Here is a 19,989-nt window from a genome sequence, read left to right on the forward strand (position 1 = left end):
AATTGCCTTTTAACGGAATGTATTGCCAAAAAACTGTATACAATTTTGACGAAAGTGAAGCTCAGGGGCGACCCAGCAGCCTCGCCAGTCCTTCTTCAGCCAGTTTTCGAGTCAGCGCCTCGGTGGTCAATTCAACGCCGAGAGTAAATGCCTGGCCGGCCCAGAGATTGCTGAAGTCCGCTTCACCTTTGGCCCGCAACGGCATCAACGCGCCACCGGCCAAAGGGAAGGCCGGAGCCTTGGCGCTCATGGGTCCCAGTTCGCGCATCACCCGATTAAGAATGCCCCGGGCCGGGCGACCGGTGAACACGTTGGTAACCGCCGTCTCGCTTTCCTTGGCGGTGCGCAACGCTTTGTGATGGGACGGGCTGACCTTGGCCTCCGGGGTGAACAGGTACGCGGTGCCCACCTGTACCGCCGAAGCGCCGAGCATGAAGGCGGCGGCGACGCCTCGTGCATCAGCAATGCCGCCAGCGGCAATTACTGGCACTTTCACTGCATCGACGACTTGCGGCACCAGGGCGAAAGTCCCCACCTGGCTGCTCAGGTCATCGCTGAGGAACATCCCGCGATGACCTCCGGCCTCAAAACCCATGGCAATGATCGCATCGCAACCATGCTGCTCCAGCCACACCGCTTCTTCGACGGTGGTGGCCGAGCACAACACTTTCGCACCGGTGGCTTTGACCCGGTCCAGCAGGGATTTTTCCGGCAGGCCAAAGTGAAAGCTCACCACTTCAGGGCGAAATTCTTCGATCACTTGGCAGGCCGCGTCATCGAACGGCGCCCGATTGGACACGGGGGTTGGCGCAGCGAAATCGGCACCGAGTTCCTGGTAGTAGGGCTGCAGCAGGTTTTTCCAGTCCTGCGCGCGTTGCTCATCAGGGGCTGGAGGCTGATGACAGAAGAAATTGACGTTGATCGGGCGCCGGGTGTGTTGGCGGATGGTTTTCAGCTCTTCGCGCAGTTGATCGATGCTGAGCATCGCCGCTGGCATCGAGCCGAGGCCGCCGGCATTGCAGGCCGCAATCACCATGGACGAGTTTGTGGCACCGGCCATCGGCCCCTGAATGATCGGCAGTTCGATCCCGAGCAGGTCAAGAATGCGGGTATCTGGCCATTGGTTCATGTGCTGTGTTCTCCGACGTTGAAGCAGGGCAGGGACGGTAGAACAGGATTTGTAACGCAACGATTGGCGCAAGGCCAGTCGTCTTTTCATTTCGCCAGGCTTGCTTCGCGCCCGATGGGGTGGCTGATTGGCTTATAGTCGAGTACGACAATCTGTTGCCATGTGTTATTTCAATTGCACCACAATCCGACTGATTCCATTGAGAGGCCTTAATGTTCAAAGGTATTTTGATCGACAAAGACGACAGCGGTTACCGGGCCACACTGCAAGAGATCCAGGACGATCAGTTACCCGAGGGCGATGTCACGGTGCGTGTCGCCTACAGCACGCTGAACTTCAAGGATGGCCTGGCGATCACCGGCAGCAGTCCGGTGGTGCGCAAATTCCCGATGGTACCGGGCATCGACCTGGCCGGTGTGGTCGAGGTCAGCGGGCATCCGGACTACAAGGTCGGTGACCATGTCCTGCTCAATGGCTGGGGTGTAGGGGAAGGGCATTGGGGCGGCCTGGCGCAGAAAGCCCGCCTGAACGGTGACTGGCTGATCCCGCTGCCCAAGGCATTCACCGCCGCCCAGGCGATGGCCATCGGTACGGCGGGCTACACGGCCATGCTGTGCATCCTGGCTTTGGAACATAACGGTGTGACGCCCGGGCAGGGTGAAATCCTGGTCACCGGCGCCAACGGTGGCGTCGGCAGTTTCGCCATCGCGTTGTTGAGCAGGCTCGGCTACCGGGTGGTCGCGTCCACTGGGCGTACCTCGGAGCACGACTACCTGAAGCAACTGGGCGCCAGCGAAATCATCGATCGCGCCACCTTGTCCGAGCCGGGCAAACCCTTGGCCAAGGAGCGCTGGGCGGCCGTCATCGATTCGGTTGGCAGCCACACCCTGGCCAATGCGTGCGCCAGCACCAAGGCCAATGGCACCGTCGCGGCCTGCGGTTTGGCGCAGGGCATGGACTTTCCGGCGTCCGTTGCGCCATTCATCCTGCGCGGTGTGACCCTGGCCGGCATCAACAGCGTGACCCAGCCCAAAGCCAAGCGCGTGGAGGCCTGGAGTCGCCTGGCCGAGGACCTGGACTTCAACCTGTTGCCGCTGATCAGTCACGAAATCGGCTTGAGCGAAGCCATCGACGCCGCGCCGCGCTTGCTTGCCGGGCAGTTGCGCGGGCGCGTGGTGGTGGATGTGAATCGCTGATTACCGCGATTCGCGCTCCAGCAACTGGCGTTTGCGCTCGACACCCCAGCGATAGCCCGAGAGATTGCCATCGCTACGCACCACGCGATGGCACGGGATCGCCACGGCCAGGCTGTTCGCGCCGCAGGCTTGAGCCACGGCGCGAACGGCTTTTGGCGAACCGATGCGTAGCGCGACATCGGCATAGCTCGCCGTGCTACCAACGGGAATCTCCCGCAGAGCTTGCCAGACCCGTTCCTGGAATGCGGTGCCGCGCACGTCCAATGGCAGGTCCAGGCCAATCGCCGGGGCTTCAATAAAGCCGACGACCTTGGCAATGAGCGCTTCGAACGCCTGATCGGCGCCAATCAAATTGGCTCGCCGGAACTTGTCTTGCAGATCACAGACCAGTTGGTGCGGATCATCGCCGAGCAAAATCGCGCAAACCCCGCGTTCACTCTGCGCCACCAGAATCGCCCCCAGCGAACACTGGCCCACGGCAAAACGAATGTCGTTGTTTTGACCGGCCGCGCGGTAGTCCCCGGGTTTCATTCCGAGCAGTTGGTCTGCCGCTTCATAAAACCGGCTGTTGGAGTTGAAGCCGGCGTCATACAGGGCATCGGTCACCGAGCCGCCATCTGCCAGGCGCTCGCGCACCTTGCGTGAGCGATGGGCATCGGCGTAGCCCTTGGGCGTCAGGCCGGTGACGGCTTTGAACACGCGATGGAAGTGGAAGCTGCTCAATCCCGCAGCTTCGGCCAATTCGCCCAGGGTGGGCAGCGTTTCGGCGCGTTCAATCTGGCGGCAGGCAGCGGCCACTGTGGCGGCATGCTGCGCAGCGAGTTCGCTCTGATCCTTTGCCGCGCGCTTGCTCGGACGATAACCCGCGGCCCGGGCCAGTTCGGCGCTATCGAAGAATTCGACATTCTGTGGCTTGGGCAGGCGTGCGAGGCTGCTGGGGTTGCAGTAGATGCCTGTGGTCTTCACGGCATAGACAAACTGCCCGTCAGCCTTGGGATCGCGCGCGACCACGGCGGCCCAGCGCGGATCGTTTTCGGTGGTGATCTTGGTCGATCGGGTTGTCATGGCGTCACGTCCTTTGAGGAGTTGCCTGCACATTAACCATGGGGCAATTCCCACACACTCCGGCGCTTGCGGTCAAATTCGAAGTCTTCATCCGGCGGTGCGGAAGGTGAAGTTGATGCGTTGCTCGCCCAGCCTCGGGTGGCAGCCGTCCTTGATCGGCAATACGCCGTGATAACGCAGGCGATCCACGCCACCCCAGACCACGATGTCACCATGCAGCAGGGGGATGCGCTGGCTTTTGTCGCTGCGTGCAAAACCGCCGAACAGGAACATCGCCGGCAAGCCCAGCGATACCGAAACGATGGGGGCTGCGTAGGAATGTTCGTCCTTGTCTTGATGCAATGACATTTTTGCCCCGGGGATGTAGCGGTTGATCAGGCAGGAATCGGGCACAAAGTCGCTGAACCCCGCTGTCTGTGCCGCCGCTTGGGCCAGTTGGAGAAACACTTCGGGCATCATTGGCCAGGGCTGACCGGTTTGTGGATCATCGCGGGTGTATCGATAGCCGCTGCGGTCCGTGGTCCAGCCGAATGTGCCGCAACTGCTCAGGGCGACCGACATGGTAAAGCCGCCGGGTGTGACCATCTGCCGAAACGGCGCGGCCTGCAGCACTGCCTCCAGGGCGGGCAGCAAACGCTCCAGCCAGGATAGGGCGAAGCCTCGCAGCACGTATGACTGTTCGCCGATTTGCTCGCGCCTGGGCTCTTGCTCGGGCTCTGCATCGGCAAACAGATCGAAAGTCAGCGAATTCATGGGCTCATGCCGCATCGTGAAAGATGATTCCAAGGGTATGCCGTTTGCCGCTGTGCAGGCGACTCACGCCGTGGCGCAGGGTCACGCGGTAGTAACCGCGGGTGCCTTTGACCGGCCGCTGGTTGACGGCAAAGATCAGCCCGTCACCTTTGTTCAGGTCGATGACCATCGGGCGTGATTGCATGCGCGGGCGTTGTTCGGTCATGACAAATTCGCCGCCGGTGAAGTCTTGATCGGGGTCTGACAGCAGAATCGCCACTTGCAGCGGGAAAACCTGCTCACCGTACAGATCCTGATGCAGGCAGTTGTAGTCCTGCGGACCATATTGCAGCAATAAGGGTGTCGGACGGTTCTGACCAGCGGCATGACAGCGCTCGAGGAAGGCCGGATGAGTGTCAGGAAAACGCTGCGGCAAGCCCATTTGTTCATGCCAGCGATTGGCGATGGGCACCAGGCGCAGGTAGAGCGCGCTGCGCAAGCGAGTCACAAGGTCCGGCAACGGGTAGCTGAAATACTTGTACTCGCCGCGGCCGAAGCCGTGACGAGCCATCACCACGTGCGAGCGAAAGGGCTCGGTCCGGGGGTACAGGGCGCTGACCTGATCACAAGCCTTGTGGCTCAGCAGTGAAGGGATGACGGCGTAACCGTCCAGGTCAAGTTGCTGTTCCAGCCGGGGCCAGTCCAGCCGGTCCAGATATTGCTCGCTCATTGCCGGGCCTCTTGTGGTTGAGGTGGCCAGTCTGCAAGACATGAATGAAGCAGGCACTCCGGCGCTTGCGGTCGAACTGCGAACGGGAGCCGACGTCCATTGTCGCTCCGGATTGCGTTACAGCGCTTTGCTGACGCTGATTTCGCTGATGACGTCGTCCGGTCCATGAATGGCATCGAGCGCCGCTTTGGCTTCTTCTGCGGTGCCGTTTTCAAGCTGGGCAAACTCGAAGCGGCGCTCACCGTTGAGTTTGTATTTGATGACGTACTTGGTCGTTTGGGCCACGGTCGTATCTGCCTGTCTTGTGTTTCGGGTGTGCTGATCAGCTCAGTTTCGTGCTGGAACGGCGAATGATTTTGATCGAATGCGTCAGGGTGGGCTTGCGCGTCACGCTGATAGCGCGGCGGTTGACGGTGTCGATCGTGATGTTCCAGAAACCGGTGCTGGGGGCGGTGATGCGCGCCGGAAACGTGTCGAACGCACCGCCGTGATAGGTGTGACGGCCACCATTCTTGAAGCTGCGGAAGTTGGCGTCGTTCATCAAACGGATGTTGCACATTTGGGAGCATTGAATGACGACGATGTCGTCTTCATTGAGGTGCTCGCGCTGATGGATAAATTTCATGGGGCGCCTCCAGAAGGGCTTTTTCTACAAAATCAAAACGATAGCATGGGCGATGGGCGCAGTTTATCAGCCCGAAGGCCTTATTATCCGGCCGCTTTGACAATAAAAAACGCTAATTTCACCTTTGATGAGCGATAAAGCAGTTTGCCTCGGAGAAAAAACGCATCTGCGTTGTCCGAGCCTCTTTATCGGAGGTTTTGTATGAAGTGGGGTTTGTGGGTTGTTTCGCTGGCGGCATTGGTGAGTGGTTGTGCGAACGTCTCTGACATCAACGAGTCACTGCCGACCATGAGCGTGATTTCTGGCAAGAACCCCCATGAATATGCGCAATGCCTCAGCGAAAAACTGACCGACAGCCGTGGCGCCTTGCAAATCGAGCCGCACAAGGATGGCCTGCGTGTGATTGTGCCGCTCAAGTTTTCCACGGGGCCGTCAGCCGTATTCGACATTGAAGAGCGCTCGGGTGGCAGCAGCATCAAGCTGCACGAAAGCATGTCCAACGTCCCGGTGCGTCCAAAGGATGTACAGAAGGCTGCCACCGAGTGCATTTCCGGCTGATAAACTATCGATCCACAGCACCGATGCCGCCAAAGCCTGGCTTTGGCGGCATCGTCATTTCTGGAGTCGACTATGAAACGAGAGCAGGTCCGGGAGCGCCATGCAGAGGGACTTATCACGGCCACCCATGTGATCCAGAATCCGGCGGAGCTGGGGGAATGGATCGTGTTTTTCAAGAAAAGCGCCGGGCGCAGCTATTTCCTGGTGGATGACAATGACGAAGTCGAGTCCTTTGGCAAACTCGACGAGTTGATCGAAACAGTACGCGGACTCGGGATCAAGTTCGCCGAAATTCATCTGTAGGGCCGAGCCCCTTATTTGCAGACCACCACGACGCTGCGGTTCTTGTAATTGCCGATATCGGCGCCGAGGGTTTTTTCACTGACCTTGAGCGCTGGCGTGCCGTCGGTGCCGACAATCCGGTAGCCGGTACCTGCGCAGGAGGCATCGGCCTTTTCGTAGCAGGCGGCCCAGGAATTCGCCTCTCCCGAGCAATCGATCGTCAGACCCTGCTCTCCGTTGCCCAGGTAGGTTTCTTCCGACGTTGCGCAGCCGCTCAGGGCCAATACCGCTAGCAAAGGCAAAATTTTATTCATGGTTTGATCATCGTCAGGGGGGTGGGCTAAGGCTGAGACAGCGTCGGACTCAAAAGGTTATAGCCAAAGGCCACTTCTTTTTCGGTGTTCATTAAAAAGCCCTGCGCCATGGCAGGGCTTTCGCATCGAGCGTCGATCAGCTCTTGTCCTTGCCGCGTCGCTTGGGTTCCGGGTGCTCAAGCTCCAGCACCGAGGCCACTTCTATTGCCAGGGCTTCGGAAGGGAAAGGCCCTGCGATATTTTCACCGGCGACACTGGCCACCCACCATTGGCCGTCTTTCACCTTGTTGATCAGGAATCCGTTGACGCTTTTTTCTTGCGACATCTATTTGCCTCGTTGTCTGGTTCAATCGCGCCATGATACCGGCAAACGCACGCAACGGGGCCGATGGGTGTATGGTGATGGGTTCCGGGCGGTAGAAGGCCGTGCATTTGCGCCAGTCTCTGCTATGCATAAGAGGCTGTGCACTCCCGCAGGGAACTATCGGCAAGATTATTTCTCTATGTTGGCATCGGTTAGCCAGAGCGGGGCATTGTAAGGTGCTCGCCGCCTGATTAGACTGCGCCGAAACTCGTACACGCACAGCCTTACAAGGACTTATATGATCAAGAAATGCTTGTTCCCAGCAGCCGGTTACGGTACTCGCTTCCTGCCAGCGACTAAAGCCATGCCCAAAGAAATGCTGCCGGTGGTGAACAAGCCACTGATCCAGTACGGCGTCGAAGAGGCACTGGATGCCGGCTTGAACGAAATCTCCATCGTCACCGGTCGCGGCAAGCGCGCCCTGGAAGACCACTTCGACATCAGCTACGAGCTGGAAAACCAGATCAAGGGTACCGACAAGGAAAAATACCTGGTCGGCATCCGTCGCCTGCTGGATGAGTGCTCGTTCTCCTACACTCGCCAGACAGAAATGAAAGGCCTGGGTCATGCGATCCTGACCGGTCGCCCGCTGATCGGCGACGAGCCGTTCGCCGTGGTGTTGGCGGATGACCTGTGCGTCAACCTGGAAGGTGACGGCGTACTCAAGCAGATGGTCAAGCTGTACAAACAGTATCGCTGCACCATCGTCGCGATCATGGAAGTCGACCCGCAGGAAACCAGCAAGTACGGCGTGATTGCAGGCGACCTGATTGGTGACGACCTGTACCGCGTGCGCAACATGGTCGAGAAACCAAAACCGGAAGATGCCCCGTCGAACCTGGCGATCATCGGTCGTTACATCATGACGCCGGACATCTTCAGCCTGATCGAACAAACCGAGCCAGGCAAAGGCGGCGAAATCCAGATCACTGACGCCCTGATGAAACAGGCGCAAGATGGGTGCGTGATTGCCTACAAGTTCAAAGGCAAGCGTTTCGACTGCGGTGGCGCTGAAGGCTACATCGACGCGACCAACTTCTGCTTCGAGAACTTCTACAAGACGGGCAAGGCTTACTGATAGCTGGTGACCTGTTTGTATCGAAAAGCCACCTTCGGGTGGCTTTTTCATTTTCCGGCCTCATATCGTGTTCAGCGCTTGCTCCACAAATGTCCGCAGGTATGCTGGTCACCTGCCGAGGAGATTGAAAATGGCCTACGATTTTGACCTTTATGTGATTGGTGCCGGTTCCGGCGGTGTACGGGCTGCGCGGTTTGCCGCCGGGTTTGGTGCGAAAGTGGCGGTGGCCGAGAGTCGCTACCTGGGCGGCACTTGTGTGAACGTCGGCTGCGTGCCGAAAAAATTGTTGGTCTACGGTGCGCACTTCGCCGAGGATTTCGAGCAGGCATCCGGTTTTGGCTGGAGCCTGGATGAAGCGCAGTTCGATTGGGCGACGCTGATCGCCAACAAGGACCGTGAGATCAATCGCCTCAATGGCATTTATCGCAACCTGCTGGTCAACAGCGGCGTGACCTTGCATGAGGGGCACGCGAAAATCGTCGATCCGCATCAGGTCGAGATCAATGGCGAGCGCTTTACCGCCAGGAACATCCTGATCGCGACCGGCGGCTGGCCGCAGATTCCGGAGATTCCGGGGCACGAGCATGCCATCAGTTCCAACCAGGCATTCTTCCTCAAAGAGCTGCCCAAGCGGGTGTTGGTGGTGGGCGGTGGCTACATTGCGGTCGAGTTCGCCGGGATCTTCCATGGCCTGGGTGCCCAGACCTCGTTGTTGTATCGCGGCGAACTGTTCCTGCGCGGCTTTGACGGTTCGGTGCGCAAGCACTTGCAGGAAGAGTTGACCAAGCGTGGCATGAACCTGCAATTCAACGCGGACATCGAGCGCATCGACAAGCAGGCCGATGGCAGCCTGAAAGTCACGCTCAAGGACGGCCGCCAGCTGGAAACCGATTGTGTGTTCTACGCCACCGGGCGTCGTCCGATGCTGGACAATCTCGGGCTGGAAAACACCGGGGTCAAGCTCGACAAGAAGGGTTTTGTCGAGGTCGATGAGTTGTATCAGACCGCCGAGCCGTCGATCCTGGCGCTGGGCGATGTGATCGGTCGTGTTCAACTGACGCCGGTCGCACTGGCTGAAGGCATGGCGGTTGCGCGACGCCTGTTCAAGCCTGAGCAGTATCGTGCGGTGGATTACAAGATGATCCCGACGGCAGTGTTCAGCCTGCCGAACATCGGCACCGTCGGTTTGACCGAAGAAGAGGCCCGCGAAGCCGGCCACGACGTGCAGATCTTCGAAAGCCGCTTCCGGCCAATGAAGCTGACCCTGACAGAGTGCCAGGAGCGCACGCTGATGAAGCTGGTGGTGGATGCCAAGACCGACAAGGTATTGGGTTGCCACATGGTCGGCCCGGAGGCCGGTGAAATCGTCCAGGGCCTGGCGATTGCCTTGAAGGCTGGCGCCACCAAGCGCGACTTCGACGAAACCATCGGCGTGCACCCGACGGCCGCCGAAGAGTTCGTCACCATGCGCACGCCGGTCGCCGGTTAATCGTCCTTCGCTGCGTCTGCCGCTGCCGCAAGGGTTGCGGCCAGACGTACGCGTTCTTCCAGATCCGTCCGGGTCCTGGTCAGTTCAATTTCCAGTGACTTGTTGAGCTGCGACTGCTCATCGACGTTCTGCTTGAGTGCCTGACTTTCCAGCAGGGCGACGCGCAGGCGTTCCTGGAGGAGGGTGCGTTCGCCGTCGACGCGGGTGGCCTGTTCCAGCAACTGATCCTGGCGGGTATTGCTTTGCTTGAGTTGTTCCTGCAGCAGGCTCAGCTCGCGCAGTGTGCCGCGGTTTTCAGTCAGCAAGCGTTCGTTGTCGCGGTGCAACTGGGTGATTTCATCCTGGCGTACCAGTGCGCTTTGTTGTGCCTGGCGCAGTTCCATCTGTAGCTGTTGCACCTGGCCTTCGTGGCGACTCATTTCCTGTTCGCGCTGTTCCTTGACCGCATTGCGGTAGTGCTCCAGTGCGTCGCGGGTGTGCAGGTGCTTTTCCTCGAGGGAGCGGATCTGCTCGTCCTTGTCTTTCAAGCGCAATTCGAAATCGGCCAGCGCCTGGTTCATCCCGGCGTTACGGGTTTGCTCCGTTTGCAGCATGGCGCGGGTTTCTTGCAGGGCCTCGGATTCCTGAGTCAGTGCCAGGCTCTGGAACTCGTATTGCTGGTGCAGTTCGCTGTTGGCCTCTTGCGCTTCGTCGAGCTGTTTTTCCAGCGCCTTGCGTTGTTCCTCGTACTGCGTGCGCGCCTGGTCGATGGGTTCCTGCGCTTGCTCCTTGAGCCGTTGTGCGAGCCGCGCCACCAGCGCCATCAGTTCGTCGTCAATCGGTTCCGCGGGCGCTTCGACCGTCTCGGTCCTGTCATCGAGCTCTTTGAGGTAGCGATGAATCGTGGTTTTCGAGCCGGTATTGCCCATTTCGATCCGTACGGCATCGATGCTGGGGTTTTCGCCACGGGCGAGGATCGCCAACCGAGCGGCTTGCACCACCGCTTTATTTACACCGCCGCGTGCCATGAGATCTCCCGGGTTTTGTTGATGTGGTACGTACCACGTAAATACACATTGTACCATTCAATTGATAAAGTTAAATACTGAATGCAATTAACACGGGATATACTGGTATTACCCCGTGTGATAGCAGTTTCGAGGTATTCCTCGCGCTATTTCCGTACACATACCCTTGTAGGAGCGAGCTTGCTCGCGATAACCCCAAGACCGCCGCGGGGCACCTGCCAACCAGCGTCATCGTTAACGATCATCGCGAGCAGGCTCGCTCCTACAAGTCGGTCAAAACAGGTTCATGTCCTATGAGCGATCTGGATCGCTATCTGCAAGCCGCAACTCGCGACAACACCCGTCGCAGCTATCGGGCAGCCATCGAACACTTCGAAGTCACGTGGGGCGGGTTTCTGCCGGCAACCGGCGACAGCGTGGCGCGCTACCTGGTGGCGCACGCCGGCGTGTTGTCGATCAATACGTTGAAACTGCGCTTGTCGGCCTTGGCGCAGTGGCACAACAGCCAGGGTTTTGCCGACCCCACCAAGGCGCCGGTGGTGCGCAAGGTGTTCAAGGGCATCCGCGCGTTGCATCCGGCCCAGGAGAAACAGGCCGAACCCTTGCAGCTTCAACACCTGGAGCAGGTGGTCAGTCGTCTGGAGCTGGAAGTGCAAATCGCAAGGGCCGAAGGCGACCGACCGGGATTGCTGCGGGCCAGGCGCGACATGGCGTTGATCCTGCTGGGCTTCTGGCGCGGCTTTCGCAGCGACGAGTTGTGCAGGCTTCAGGTTGAACACGTGCAGGCCAGCGCCGGTTCCGGCATCAGCCTTTATCTGCCGCGCAGCAAGAGTGATCGCGACAACCTCGGCAAGACTTATCAGACGCCGGCTTTGCAGCGGTTGTGCCCGGTGCAGGCTTACATCGAATGGATCACCGAAGCGGCACTGGTGCGTGGGCCGGTGTTTCGTGGCATCGATCGCTGGGGGCATCTGGGTGAGGAGGGGTTGCACGCCAACAGCGTGATTCCCTTATTGCGCCAGGCACTGGAGCGCGCAGGCATTGCCGGCGAACTCTACACCAGTCATTCCTTGCGCCGTGGCTTTGCGACCTGGGCGCATCAAAGTGGCTGGGATCTGAAGTCGCTGATGAGTTATGTGGGCTGGAAGGACATGAAGTCGGCCATGCGCTACATCGAAGCCAGTCCGTTCCTCGGGATGGCGCGCCTCACGGAAAAGCCGATTGAGTCATAGAGATCGTTTTCTTCTATAAATACAGTCGGCTAATAGCGAAAGCCAATCAGCAGCATCAGGTTTGCCAATGAGCCTTCCGTTCGTCGAGTGGGTAAAGTTCTCTCCATCAACTTCTTAACCCCTGACGGAGAGTCAACGATGCCTATCATCAACAGCCAAGTTAAACCGTTCAAAGCTGACGCATTCAAAAATGGCGACTTCGTAAAAGTCTCGGACGCTGACCTGAAAGGCAAGTGGTCTGTCGTGTTCTTCTACCCGGCCGACTTCACCTTCGTCTGCCCGACCGAGCTGGAAGACCTGGCTGACAACTACGACGCCTTCCAGAAGCTGGGCGTCGAGATCTACAGCGTTTCCACCGACACCCACTTTGCCCACGCTGCCTGGCACAACACTTCGCCAGCCATCGGCAAAATCCAGTACACCATGATCGGCGACCCGACCCACGCCATCTCCCGCAACTTCGACGTGCTGATCGAAGAAGCAGGTCTGGCTGATCGTGGCACCTTCGTGATCAACCCGGAAGGCCAGATCAAGATCGTTGAACTGAACGACGGCGGTGTAGGCCGTGACGCTTCCGAGCTGCTGCGCAAAATCAAGGCTGCCCAGTACGTCGCTGCTCACCCCGGCCAGGTTTGCCCTGCCAAGTGGAAAGAAGGCGAGGCCACTCTGGCGCCGTCCCTGGACCTGGTCGGCAAGATCTAAGTCTGTGACGCGCTTCATCAGGGCGGACTTCCGCACCTTCTAAGCAAGCTGCACCGCCCAATAAAAACGCCCGGGCGAGATTCGCTCGGGCGTTTTTTTATGTCTTCGCAAAAGCAAAAAGGAAATCGCCCGTATGTTGGACACCAATCTTAAAGCCCAGTTGAAATCGTACCTGGAACGGGTCACCCAGCCGATCGAGATCGTTGCTTCCCTCGACGACGGTGCGAAATCCCAGGAAATGCTCGAACTGTTGAAAGACGTTGCCAGTCTTTCCACCCAGATTACTTTGCTCGACAACGGTGATGATGCACGCAAGCCATCGTTCTCGATCAATCGCCCGGGAGCCGACATCAGCCTGCGTTTCGCCGGCATCCCGATGGGCCATGAATTCACTTCGCTGGTGCTGGCCTTGCTGCAAGTCGGCGGTCATCCGTCCAAAGCCAGTGTTGAGGTGATCGAGCAGATTCGCTCGCTCAAAGGTGAGTTCAACTTCGAGACTTACTTCTCGCTGTCGTGCCAGAACTGCCCGGACGTGGTCCAGGCGCTGAACCTGATGGCGGTACTGAACCCGAACATTCGCCACGTCGCCATCGACGGTGCACTGTTCCAGGCTGAAGTCGATGAGCGCCAGATCATGGCGGTCCCAAGCATCTACCTCAATGGTGTGAATTTCGGTCAGGGCCGCATGGGTCTGGAAGAAATCCTCGCGAAGATCGACACCAGCGGCATTGAGCGTCAGGCCGAGAAAATCAGCGCCAAGGATGCTTTTGATGTGCTGGTGGTCGGCGGGGGCCCGGCCGGTGCTTCGGCGGCCATCTATGCGGCCCGTAAAGGCATTCGCACCGGTGTCGCGGCCGAGCGTTTTGGTGGTCAGGTGCTGGACACCATGGCCATCGAAAACTTCATCTCGGTGCAGGAAACCGAAGGGCCGAAACTGGCCGTGGCCCTGGAAGAACACGTCAAACAGTACGACGTGGACATCATGAATCTGCAACGTGCCGACAAACTGGTGCCCGGCAAGAATGGCGAGTTGCACCAGATTCACTTCGCCAGCGGCGCATCGCTCAAAGCCAAAAGCGTGATTCTGGCGACTGGAGCGCGGTGGCGTGAAATGAACGTCCCGGGCGAACAGGAATACCGCAACAAAGGCGTGGCGTACTGCCCGCACTGCGACGGCCCGCTGTTCAAGGGCAAGCGCGTGGCAGTGATTGGCGGCGGTAACTCCGGCGTCGAGGCGGCCATCGACCTGGCGGGCATCGTGTCCCACGTCACGCTGCTGGAGTTCGACGTTCAGTTGCGCGCCGATGCGGTGTTGCAGCGCAAGTTGCACAGCCTGCCGAACGTCACCGTGATCACCAGTGCGCAAACCACCGAAGTCACCGGCGACGGCCAGAAGGTCAACGGCCTGCGCTACAAGGATCGCCAGAGCGACGAAGTGCGCAGCGTGGAGCTGGAAGGGATCTTTGTGCAGATCGGTTTGCTGCCCAACACCGATTGGCTCAAAGGCACGATTGAGCTGTCACCCCGTGGCGAGATCATTGTCGATGCTCGCGGTGAAACGTCGGTGCCGGGTGTGTTCGCCGCCGGCGACGTGACCACTGTGCCGTACAAGCAGATCGTGATTGCGGTGGGCGAGGGCGCCAAGGCTTCGCTAAGCGCCTTCGATCACCTGATCCGCACGTCCGCCCCGGCATAAAACCCGGCGCTGAAAACACAAAACCCCATGAACGATCATGGGGTTTTTTGTGTCTTGCACATCACTTATGTAGGAGCGAGCTGGCTCGCGATGGTCGTCAACGATAACGCGGGTTGGCAGGTGCCCCGCGGTGTACTCAGGTTTATCGCGAGCAAGCTCGCTCCTACAGTGGAGCTGGCTGGATGATCTCGACCCAGTAGGCGTCCGGGTCCTTGATGAATGCCAGGCTCTTCATGCGGCCATCGCTCAGGCGTTTCTGGAAATCGCAGCCCAGTGCTTCAAAGCGCTCGCAGGCGGCGACGATGTCCGGCACCGAGATGCAGATATGGCCGAAACCACGCGGGTCGGTGTTGCCATTGTGGTAGGCGAAGTCCGGGTCGTTCTCTGTGCCATGGTTGTGGGTCAGTTCGAGAATACCGGGGATCGATTTCATCCACTCGGTGCGCGCGGCGGCATCGGCCGGGATCTGGTTTTTGTCGACCAGCGCCAGGAAATACAGGCTGAACTCGGCTTCCGGGAAGTCGCGTTTTTCCACCAGGCTAAAGCCCAGGATGCGTGTGTAGAAGTCCAGGGACCTGGTGATGTCCTTGACCCGCAGCATGGTGTGGTTGAAGACAAATTTCTGCGTGGCAGTGTCCGGTTGGGCGGTGACGCCGGGGAAGGTGTTCAATTCGTGCAGGCTCATGGGCCCTCCGGAAAATATGTGGGCTAACGAATGGAGACAATGATACGCAAGGGTTCGGACATCACCAAACCCAAACAGTCGGCTATTGCCTGACAGCCGGCCTGGGCCCAGACTTTACGGCTTGATCCGTGAGTGCCGATTGCAATGATTCGATTCCGTAACCTGCTGTTTATCCTGCTGAGTGTGTTTTCGCTGGCTGGTGCTGCTCATGCCGATGCGCCAGTGGTGACCTGGCCGCAAGGCTGGCAGATCGAAGCCGTCCCTGACTCTGCGGCGGGGGTGAGTCGCCAGCGGGCGGTGAAAAATGATCAGGACGGATCGCCGCTCCTGGTGATGGAGCTGACCATGAGCCCGGTGCAAAGCGATCATCAGGTAAACCTCGAAGGCGTTTTGCTGGAGATGCGCAAGTCAGTTCAAAAAGACTTCTTTCAGGGTGGGTATCAAAGTGTCTGTACGCGAATTCATTCGACTACCTTGAGTCGATTGGCCGCGCTGGAAACAACCTGCACCGTCACGCAAAACGGCAGGCATGTGCTTTCGCAAACATTGGTGGTCGCGGTGGATGCCGATAAGGCCTATGTTTTTTCCTATGCAGGGCAGGCCGAGGCTTATAAGGCGAGCCAGGATGAAATAGACGCAGCCCGTAACAGCTTGAAACTTTAGTGGGCGACAGTGCTTTTTCGATGCATGAAAAAAATTTTAGATATCCAAATGGATTAAGCACAAAGTAGTTGGCGGCCAGGTAGTTGTCTTGTGCTCGCCGCGGGCATTTAGATAGCGCATGAAAAAGCCCTGCTTAAGCAGGGCTTTTTTGTCGCCGCGAGAGTTAGCCGCGCAGCCAGGAATCGACGGTGGCTGCACCGTACTGTTCTTTCCAGGCTTTCAGGCCGCGGTGATTGCCGCCCTTGGTTTCAATCAGCTCGCCGGTGTGCGGGTTCTGATAAACCTTGACCACACGGGCGCGGCGGGTTTTCGGTGCTGCTGCTTGCAGGCCGGATTTTGCCGGGTTCGGGTCGAGAATGGCGATGATGTCGCGCAGGCTCTTGCCATAGGTTTTCATCAAGCCCTGGAGCTTCTCTTCGAATTCGATTTCTTTCTTGAGCCCGGCATCGTTCTTCAGGGATTCCAACTGCTTGAGCTGTTCTTGAAGGGCCTTTTCGGCTGCACGAAATTCAGCGAGTCTGGACAATATCTTTACTCCAATAGTGTGTTTGGCTGATACCAACCGCAAACAAAGCTATAAGCCAAGAGCCTTGAAGCGACTCGGTGATAGTGGCTCACCTGCCAAATTAGCGCAGGCAGGAAAAATTGTAGTAGTTAATTGGCCAAGAGTAAATCCTGTCTTTTTCTTCATGTAACGTCAGTAGTGTCTTGATTCAAATTTATGCCTGTAGTCGTTGTTTTATCGATTAAATTTTCGAGTTAATGGTCGCTTAATGCACTAATGAATTCCGTCCCGGGCATGGGTTTGCCGAACAGATAACCCTGCAGGAAGTTGACCTGGCGAGCGCTGAGGTAATCACTCTGCTCACGGGTTTCGACACCTTCGGCAACCAGGGCAAGGTCGAGTTTGACGGCCAGGTCGATGATGCTGTCGAGGATGTGGCTGGAGAGGGTGTCGATGCCGATCATGGCGACAAAACTCTGGTCTATTTTCAGGAAGTCGACATTGAACTGCCGCAGGTAGCCAAGGCTTGAATGACCCGTGCCGAAATCGTCGATGGCGATCTTCACGCCCAGTTCGCGAAGTTGCTCGAACAGTTGCAGGGTGATCGCCGTTGGCTCGATAAGTTCGCGCTCGGTCAGTTCCAGTACCAGGTAGATCGAGCCCGGCTCGAACGCATCGAGAAACTCGCGGCAATCCTTGACCAGATCCAGGTCCTGGCAATGGCTGGCGGTAATGTTGATGCCAATGTGAAAGGGTTTGTTGAATCCGGCGGATTTCGGCGCGAGCAGGGCGGCGGTTTGTCGCATGAGCGAACGGGTCATCGGTACGATCAGTCCGCAGTGCTCGGCAAACGGGATGAACAGGTCCGGACGCACCAGGCCTTCCTTCGGATGTTTCCAGCGCATCAGCACTTCAGTGCCGGACCAGCTTTTGCTGTCGCCATGCACCACGGGCTGGAAATACGGAATGAACTCAGCGGCTTCCAGTGCCCGCTGCATTTCCTGGGTGGGGGCCGATGAGCGCTTTTGCAGGAAGTGACCAATTGACCCGGCAATCACACCGAAGAAAATCAGCAGACTGAACAGGGGGGGATACTCGCTACTCATGTATCGCCAGGTTTCGCCTTTGGGAAAACCGGCTTCCACGGCAAAAGCATAGTGCCCGGAGGTCAAGCGGCTCTGCGCAACGGGTAATTCAGGCGCGGCACCTGTGTGAACCTTGCCATCGGCGGACATCCAGTCCGGGCCAACTTGCAGCACCAGCAAGGTCTGGCGGCCGATCAAGCGCAGAACGTTGCCCAAGTGATAACCATAGAGGGTCGTCAGCGCACCTTTTTTTCCTTCGCTCAGGCGGTACACCAGCAAGGCGGTGTCGGGTGTCACCGGATTGCCGTTCATGAGCCACAAAGCGCCCTGGGTGTAGTCTCCGGGGCTGACCGTCTCCTGGTAGTCGCCGAACAGCGAGCTGCAATAGAGGTTGTTGTCCCACACCAGATTGGTCGAGCGCACGAATGGGCGACGAGTGACCTGCTCGCGCAGCGCCAGTTTGACGTCACCGCAACTTTGGCCAGCCATCGGCAGCAGTTCGCGTGCGGCCTGAGCGGCGTTGTCGAGCATCAAGTCGAACTGACGAACTGCTTCCTCGGCGGTTTTTTCGGTGTCTTGCTTGAGCGCACGCCCTGCCTGCATGTAAAGAATGATGGCCCCTAGCAGCACCGGGAGCAATCCGCTGATCAGGGTGACAGCAACTTTTGTGCTGCGACTGCGGGTTTTGGCTTTCAGCGGCATTCGCGAGTCCCGTCACGAAGAAGTAAGGCTCTCAACAACTGGCAGGGCGATACGCCTCCCATAAAGAGTTCGGGTAATGGCCATGATAGTTGGCCCTTGGTAGTTGTGCTGGTAGCTATGCCGCTCAACGCAGGTCGAGGCTTGCGGCCAGTTCGATAAAGGCCAGCGTCGCGGGTGATGCCTGGCGTCGATCGAGTACCGCCAGGCCGACCTGGCGCACCACCGTCGGCGACAGCGGTTTTTTCACATAGCGGCTGTCTGATTGATTGGGTAATGAACCTTCGGCGACTACCGTCACCCCGTCGCCGCGAGCGACGACATCCAGGGTGCTCATCAGCTGTGAGCAGCGATAACGGATGTTGGGCGTCAGTCGGGCCGCAGTGAACAGGCGTGAAACCAGCTCCGAAGAACCGGCCTCGGTCAGCACAAACGGGAAGGCGCACAGGTCCTTCAGGTTCAGGCTGTCGTGAACCGCCAGCGGGTGGTCGGCGGGCAGCAGCGCGACCATCTGGTCTTCGATCAGCGCGACCGTGTCGAAACGCTCCTCGGGCAACACCACGAAGCCGATGTCGATCCGTCGCTCCTCCAGCCACTGCAGTACCTGGCGGTCAGGGCCTTCATCGATATGCACTTCTATGCCGGGATGGGCGGCGCGGTACTGCTGCAGAATCAACGGCAACAATTTGATCGATGAAGTCGGCCCGAACGAGCCGATACGCAACGTGCCGCGTTTCATGCCCCGCGCATCGGCCGCTTCCTGGCGCAGGGTGTTGGCCAGGCCCAGCATCGCTCGGGCGCGAAGCAGTAACTGCTGGCCAATGTCGCTTGGCTCGACCCGGGTTTGATGCCGGCGCAACAACTCGACCCCTAGCTCCTGCTCCAAAGACTTCAAGGCATGGGACACCGCCGATTGGGAAATGCCCAGGCGATTGGCCGCTGGCGTGAAGCCGTGGAGTTCGGCCACGAGGGAGAAAATCTCCAGTTGAGTGAGGGTCATGAGTATTTGCTCATTTTACAATGACTGACTATTAGTCGAATGATAGATCATCTCTCCGATATCCGACCCTGGAACCTTATGACGATCTGTGAGCAAACCCTGTCAAAACCCTCGGATCTGCCGGTGTATCTGAAACTGGCAGGCGTCAGCATGGTGTGGGGCGGCACCTTCGTTGCCGGACGCTTTCTGGCCGACGGCCTCAGCCCGCTGCTGGCTGCCAGCCTGAGGTTTTTACTGGCCAGCGTGGCATTGCTGCTGTTTGTACGCATGGCGCGGATACCGCTGCTCCGGCCCAGCGCCCGGCAATGGCTGCAATTGCTCCTGCTTGGCTTTTTCGGGATCTTCTTCTACAACCTGTGCTTCTTTTATGGCCTGCATTACATCAACGCCTCACGGGCATCCTTGATCGTGGCGCTGAACCCGGCGGTGATCGGGCTGGCTTCCTGGTTGCTGTTCAAGGAGCGCTTGAACCGGACGAAAGTCGCCGGTATCGCGATTTGCATGGCAGGCGCGAGCATGGTGATCGTCAGTCGCAACCCGCAATTATTGGCCGCCGGTACCGATGCCTGGATCGGCGATTTGCTGATTTTCGGCTGCGTGCTCGGTTGGGGCGTCTACTCGCTGTGCTCCAGAGAACTGAACCAGACCCTGGGGCCGGTGCAAACCGTGACCTGGTCGATTCTGCTGGGCACCGTCATGCTCTGGATGACCTGCCTTGTCCGTGGCGAGGTGAGCGTCACCGCGATCGCCCACCTCGGTGCCCAGCAATGGTTGAGCCTTCTGTATCTTGGCGTGCTGGGTTCGGCGCTGGCGTACATTGGCTACTACGACGGCATCCGTAAAATCGGTGCGACGCGTTCCGGGGTGTTCATTGCCTTGAACCCGTTGACAGCGGTGATCCTGGGAGCGCTGTTGCTCGATGAGCCGTTGACGCTGGCCATGTGCCTGGGTGGCGGGCTGATACTGGCGGGGATTTTCCTCTGCAACAAACCCCTTGCGCGGGTAAGGAAAAAGGGGATTTGATACAGAAGGCGGACAAATTGATTTACGCTGTGTAGAATCAGGTTACGCATACAATAATAATCGTCTTCTGGCAGCAGAAGCCTCGCCCGCAAGAGCCTTGGGTCGACAATGAAGATATTCGGGTTTCAAC

The 19,989-nt window shown here is 58.5% G+C and carries 23 protein-coding genes; 10 read left to right on the plus strand and 13 right to left on the minus strand.

The genetic code is table 11. From position 1 onward, the window contains the following. Nucleotides 1–61: 61 nt before the first annotated feature. Nucleotides 62–1,129, minus strand: a complete 1,068-nt coding sequence (locus tag Q8X48_RS14430) for an NAD(P)H-dependent flavin oxidoreductase (RefSeq protein WP_407802355.1) — start codon at nucleotides 1,127–1,129, stop codon at nucleotides 62–64. Nucleotides 1,130–1,341: 212 nt separating this feature from the next. On the opposite strand from Q8X48_RS14430, the gene acuI reads away from it, so the two are divergent. Further along, nucleotides 1,342–2,325, plus strand: a complete 984-nt coding sequence (gene acuI / locus Q8X48_RS14435; protein WP_407802354.1) for an acrylyl-CoA reductase (NADPH) — start codon at nucleotides 1,342–1,344, stop codon at nucleotides 2,323–2,325. Here the strand turns inward: acuI and ada are convergent, their stop codons facing one another. The 5 genes from ada to Q8X48_RS14460 form a co-directional block, all read right to left on the minus strand. Further along, nucleotides 2,326–3,390: a bifunctional DNA-binding transcriptional regulator/O6-methylguanine-DNA methyltransferase Ada gene (gene ada, locus Q8X48_RS14440; protein WP_407802353.1), complete on the minus strand. Its 1,065-nt coding sequence runs from the start codon at nucleotides 3,388–3,390 to the stop codon at nucleotides 2,326–2,328. It abuts the gene before it with no gap. A gap of 87 nt (nucleotides 3,391–3,477) precedes the next feature. Continuing rightward, nucleotides 3,478–4,158: a DNA oxidative demethylase AlkB gene (alkB, locus tag Q8X48_RS14445; RefSeq protein ID WP_407802350.1), complete on the minus strand. Its 681-nt coding sequence runs from the start codon at nucleotides 4,156–4,158 to the stop codon at nucleotides 3,478–3,480. Further along, the gene (locus Q8X48_RS14450) at nucleotides 4,148–4,852 is read right to left on the minus strand and encodes a 2OG-Fe(II) oxygenase (protein ID WP_407802349.1); all 705 of its coding nucleotides are present in this window, start codon (nucleotides 4,850–4,852) and stop codon (nucleotides 4,148–4,150) included. The genes alkB and Q8X48_RS14450 overlap by 11 nt, the downstream gene beginning before the upstream one ends. A gap of 117 nt (nucleotides 4,853–4,969) precedes the next feature. Further along, complete coding sequence (locus tag Q8X48_RS14455) at nucleotides 4,970–5,137, minus strand: hypothetical protein (protein WP_008020806.1); 168 nt, start codon at nucleotides 5,135–5,137, stop codon at nucleotides 4,970–4,972. A 37-nt stretch (nucleotides 5,138–5,174) separates the two neighbouring features. Then, nucleotides 5,175–5,477, minus strand: coding sequence for a DUF1883 domain-containing protein (locus Q8X48_RS14460; RefSeq protein WP_007912251.1), 303 nt, complete (start codon nucleotides 5,475–5,477; stop codon nucleotides 5,175–5,177). 201 nt (nucleotides 5,478–5,678) lie between these two features. On the opposite strand from Q8X48_RS14460, the gene Q8X48_RS14465 reads away from it, so the two are divergent. Further along, the gene (locus tag Q8X48_RS14465) at nucleotides 5,679–6,035 is read left to right on the plus strand and encodes a hypothetical protein (RefSeq protein WP_407802348.1); all 357 of its coding nucleotides are present in this window, start codon (nucleotides 5,679–5,681) and stop codon (nucleotides 6,033–6,035) included. A 72-nt stretch (nucleotides 6,036–6,107) separates the two neighbouring features. Then, a complete protein-coding gene (locus tag Q8X48_RS14470) occupies nucleotides 6,108–6,338 on the plus strand; it encodes a hypothetical protein (protein WP_102702150.1) in 231 nt (76 codons plus the stop codon). 11 nt (nucleotides 6,339–6,349) lie between these two features. Here the strand turns inward: Q8X48_RS14470 and Q8X48_RS14475 are convergent, their stop codons facing one another. Together Q8X48_RS14475 and Q8X48_RS14480 are read right to left on the minus strand one after the other, a co-directional pair. After that, the gene (locus tag Q8X48_RS14475; protein WP_015094930.1) at nucleotides 6,350–6,631 is read right to left on the minus strand and encodes a hypothetical protein; all 282 of its coding nucleotides are present in this window, start codon (nucleotides 6,629–6,631) and stop codon (nucleotides 6,350–6,352) included. A gap of 136 nt (nucleotides 6,632–6,767) precedes the next feature. Then, on the minus strand, nucleotides 6,768–6,956 hold the full coding sequence (locus Q8X48_RS14480) for a hypothetical protein (protein ID WP_407802347.1): 189 nt from the start codon (nucleotides 6,954–6,956) through the stop codon (nucleotides 6,768–6,770). A 277-nt stretch (nucleotides 6,957–7,233) separates the two neighbouring features. Here Q8X48_RS14480 and galU point away from each other — a divergent pair, with 277 nt between their 5' ends. Together galU and gorA are read left to right on the plus strand one after the other, a co-directional pair. Continuing rightward, nucleotides 7,234–8,073: a UTP--glucose-1-phosphate uridylyltransferase GalU gene (galU, locus tag Q8X48_RS14485; RefSeq protein WP_007975949.1), complete on the plus strand. Its 840-nt coding sequence runs from the start codon at nucleotides 7,234–7,236 to the stop codon at nucleotides 8,071–8,073. A gap of 130 nt (nucleotides 8,074–8,203) precedes the next feature. Next, the gene (gene gorA, locus Q8X48_RS14490; RefSeq protein WP_407802346.1) at nucleotides 8,204–9,562 is read left to right on the plus strand and encodes a glutathione-disulfide reductase; all 1,359 of its coding nucleotides are present in this window, start codon (nucleotides 8,204–8,206) and stop codon (nucleotides 9,560–9,562) included. Here gorA and Q8X48_RS14495 read toward each other — a convergent pair. Continuing rightward, nucleotides 9,559–10,569 (minus strand): DNA-binding protein, encoded by a 1,011-nt coding sequence (locus tag Q8X48_RS14495; RefSeq protein WP_126045685.1) that lies wholly within the window; start codon nucleotides 10,567–10,569, stop codon nucleotides 9,559–9,561. The two genes, gorA and Q8X48_RS14495, sit on opposite strands and share 4 nt — an antisense overlap. A gap of 293 nt (nucleotides 10,570–10,862) precedes the next feature. On the opposite strand from Q8X48_RS14495, the gene Q8X48_RS14500 reads away from it, so the two are divergent. From Q8X48_RS14500 to ahpF, 3 genes are all read left to right on the plus strand, one after another. Beyond that, a complete protein-coding gene (locus tag Q8X48_RS14500; RefSeq protein WP_407802345.1) occupies nucleotides 10,863–11,801 on the plus strand; it encodes a site-specific integrase in 939 nt (312 codons plus the stop codon). Nucleotides 11,802–11,939: 138 nt separating this feature from the next. Continuing rightward, the gene (ahpC, locus tag Q8X48_RS14505; protein WP_007975937.1) at nucleotides 11,940–12,503 is read left to right on the plus strand and encodes an alkyl hydroperoxide reductase subunit C; all 564 of its coding nucleotides are present in this window, start codon (nucleotides 11,940–11,942) and stop codon (nucleotides 12,501–12,503) included. Nucleotides 12,504–12,636: 133 nt separating this feature from the next. Then, nucleotides 12,637–14,199, plus strand: a complete 1,563-nt coding sequence (gene ahpF / locus Q8X48_RS14510) for an alkyl hydroperoxide reductase subunit F (RefSeq protein ID WP_407802344.1) — start codon at nucleotides 12,637–12,639, stop codon at nucleotides 14,197–14,199. 163 nt (nucleotides 14,200–14,362) lie between these two features. On the opposite strand, the gene gloA is transcribed toward ahpF, so the two are convergent. Next, nucleotides 14,363–14,884: a lactoylglutathione lyase gene (gene gloA, locus Q8X48_RS14515; protein ID WP_217838264.1), complete on the minus strand. Its 522-nt coding sequence runs from the start codon at nucleotides 14,882–14,884 to the stop codon at nucleotides 14,363–14,365. A 144-nt stretch (nucleotides 14,885–15,028) separates the two neighbouring features. Here gloA and Q8X48_RS14520 point away from each other — a divergent pair, with 144 nt between their 5' ends. Continuing rightward, a complete protein-coding gene (locus tag Q8X48_RS14520; RefSeq protein WP_407802343.1) occupies nucleotides 15,029–15,547 on the plus strand; it encodes a DUF4946 domain-containing protein in 519 nt (172 codons plus the stop codon). Between the two features lie 163 nt (nucleotides 15,548–15,710). Here Q8X48_RS14520 and Q8X48_RS14525 read toward each other — a convergent pair whose 3' ends face one another. The 3 genes from Q8X48_RS14525 to Q8X48_RS14535 form a co-directional block, all read right to left on the minus strand. Then, complete coding sequence (locus tag Q8X48_RS14525) at nucleotides 15,711–16,073, minus strand: histone-like nucleoid-structuring protein, MvaT/MvaU family (RefSeq protein WP_007975932.1); 363 nt, start codon at nucleotides 16,071–16,073, stop codon at nucleotides 15,711–15,713. Between the two features lie 233 nt (nucleotides 16,074–16,306). Next, a complete protein-coding gene (locus Q8X48_RS14530) occupies nucleotides 16,307–17,839 on the minus strand; it encodes an EAL domain-containing protein (RefSeq protein ID WP_407802342.1) in 1,533 nt (510 codons plus the stop codon). Between the two features lie 124 nt (nucleotides 17,840–17,963). Further along, the gene (locus Q8X48_RS14535; RefSeq protein ID WP_407802341.1) at nucleotides 17,964–18,836 is read right to left on the minus strand and encodes a LysR family transcriptional regulator; all 873 of its coding nucleotides are present in this window, start codon (nucleotides 18,834–18,836) and stop codon (nucleotides 17,964–17,966) included. A gap of 78 nt (nucleotides 18,837–18,914) precedes the next feature. Between Q8X48_RS14535 and Q8X48_RS14540 the strand changes: the two genes are divergently transcribed. Beyond that, nucleotides 18,915–19,859 (plus strand): DMT family transporter, encoded by a 945-nt coding sequence (locus tag Q8X48_RS14540; RefSeq protein ID WP_407802340.1) that lies wholly within the window; start codon nucleotides 18,915–18,917, stop codon nucleotides 19,857–19,859. Nucleotides 19,860–19,989: the final 130 nt, after the last annotated feature.

This window comes from Pseudomonas sp. QLc11A, from assembly GCF_052112305.1.
Classification (GTDB): Bacteria; Pseudomonadota; Gammaproteobacteria; order Pseudomonadales; family Pseudomonadaceae; genus Aquipseudomonas; species Aquipseudomonas laurylsulfatiphila.

Excerpts from the sequence above, each read along its gene's own strand:
- ada (WP_407802353.1), bottom strand. The coding sequence starts at position 3,390 with ATGACAACCCGATCGACCAAGATCACCACCGAAAACGATCCGCGCTGG.
- Q8X48_RS14540 (WP_407802340.1), top strand. The coding sequence starts at position 18,915 with ATGACGATCTGTGAGCAAACCCTGTCAAAACCCTCGGATCTGCCGGTG.
- alkB (WP_407802350.1), bottom strand. The coding sequence starts at position 4,158 with ATGCGGCATGAGCCCATGAATTCGCTGACTTTCGATCTGTTTGCCGAT.
- Q8X48_RS14500 (WP_407802345.1), top strand. The coding sequence starts at position 10,863 with ATGAGCGATCTGGATCGCTATCTGCAAGCCGCAACTCGCGACAACACC.
- Q8X48_RS14460 (WP_007912251.1), bottom strand. The coding sequence starts at position 5,477 with ATGAAATTTATCCATCAGCGCGAGCACCTCAATGAAGACGACATCGTC.
- galU (WP_007975949.1), top strand. The coding sequence starts at position 7,234 with ATGATCAAGAAATGCTTGTTCCCAGCAGCCGGTTACGGTACTCGCTTC.
- gloA (WP_217838264.1), bottom strand. The coding sequence starts at position 14,884 with ATGAGCCTGCACGAATTGAACACCTTCCCCGGCGTCACCGCCCAACCG.
- ahpC (WP_007975937.1), top strand. The coding sequence starts at position 11,940 with ATGCCTATCATCAACAGCCAAGTTAAACCGTTCAAAGCTGACGCATTC.
- Q8X48_RS14450 (WP_407802349.1), bottom strand. The coding sequence starts at position 4,852 with ATGAGCGAGCAATATCTGGACCGGCTGGACTGGCCCCGGCTGGAACAG.
- Q8X48_RS14430 (WP_407802355.1), bottom strand. The coding sequence starts at position 1,129 with ATGAACCAATGGCCAGATACCCGCATTCTTGACCTGCTCGGGATCGAA.
- Q8X48_RS14520 (WP_407802343.1), top strand. The coding sequence starts at position 15,029 with ATGATTCGATTCCGTAACCTGCTGTTTATCCTGCTGAGTGTGTTTTCG.
- acuI (WP_407802354.1), top strand. The coding sequence starts at position 1,342 with ATGTTCAAAGGTATTTTGATCGACAAAGACGACAGCGGTTACCGGGCC.
- Q8X48_RS14475 (WP_015094930.1), bottom strand. The coding sequence starts at position 6,631 with ATGAATAAAATTTTGCCTTTGCTAGCGGTATTGGCCCTGAGCGGCTGC.
- gorA (WP_407802346.1), top strand. The coding sequence starts at position 8,204 with ATGGCCTACGATTTTGACCTTTATGTGATTGGTGCCGGTTCCGGCGGT.
- ahpF (WP_407802344.1), top strand. The coding sequence starts at position 12,637 with ATGTTGGACACCAATCTTAAAGCCCAGTTGAAATCGTACCTGGAACGG.
- Q8X48_RS14470 (WP_102702150.1), top strand. The coding sequence starts at position 6,108 with ATGAAACGAGAGCAGGTCCGGGAGCGCCATGCAGAGGGACTTATCACG.
- Q8X48_RS14465 (WP_407802348.1), top strand. The coding sequence starts at position 5,679 with ATGAAGTGGGGTTTGTGGGTTGTTTCGCTGGCGGCATTGGTGAGTGGT.
- Q8X48_RS14530 (WP_407802342.1), bottom strand. The coding sequence starts at position 17,839 with ATGCCGCTGAAAGCCAAAACCCGCAGTCGCAGCACAAAAGTTGCTGTC.
- Q8X48_RS14480 (WP_407802347.1), bottom strand. The coding sequence starts at position 6,956 with ATGTCGCAAGAAAAAAGCGTCAACGGATTCCTGATCAACAAGGTGAAA.
- Q8X48_RS14495 (WP_126045685.1), bottom strand. The coding sequence starts at position 10,569 with ATGGCACGCGGCGGTGTAAATAAAGCGGTGGTGCAAGCCGCTCGGTTG.
- Q8X48_RS14535 (WP_407802341.1), bottom strand. The coding sequence starts at position 18,836 with ATGACCCTCACTCAACTGGAGATTTTCTCCCTCGTGGCCGAACTCCAC.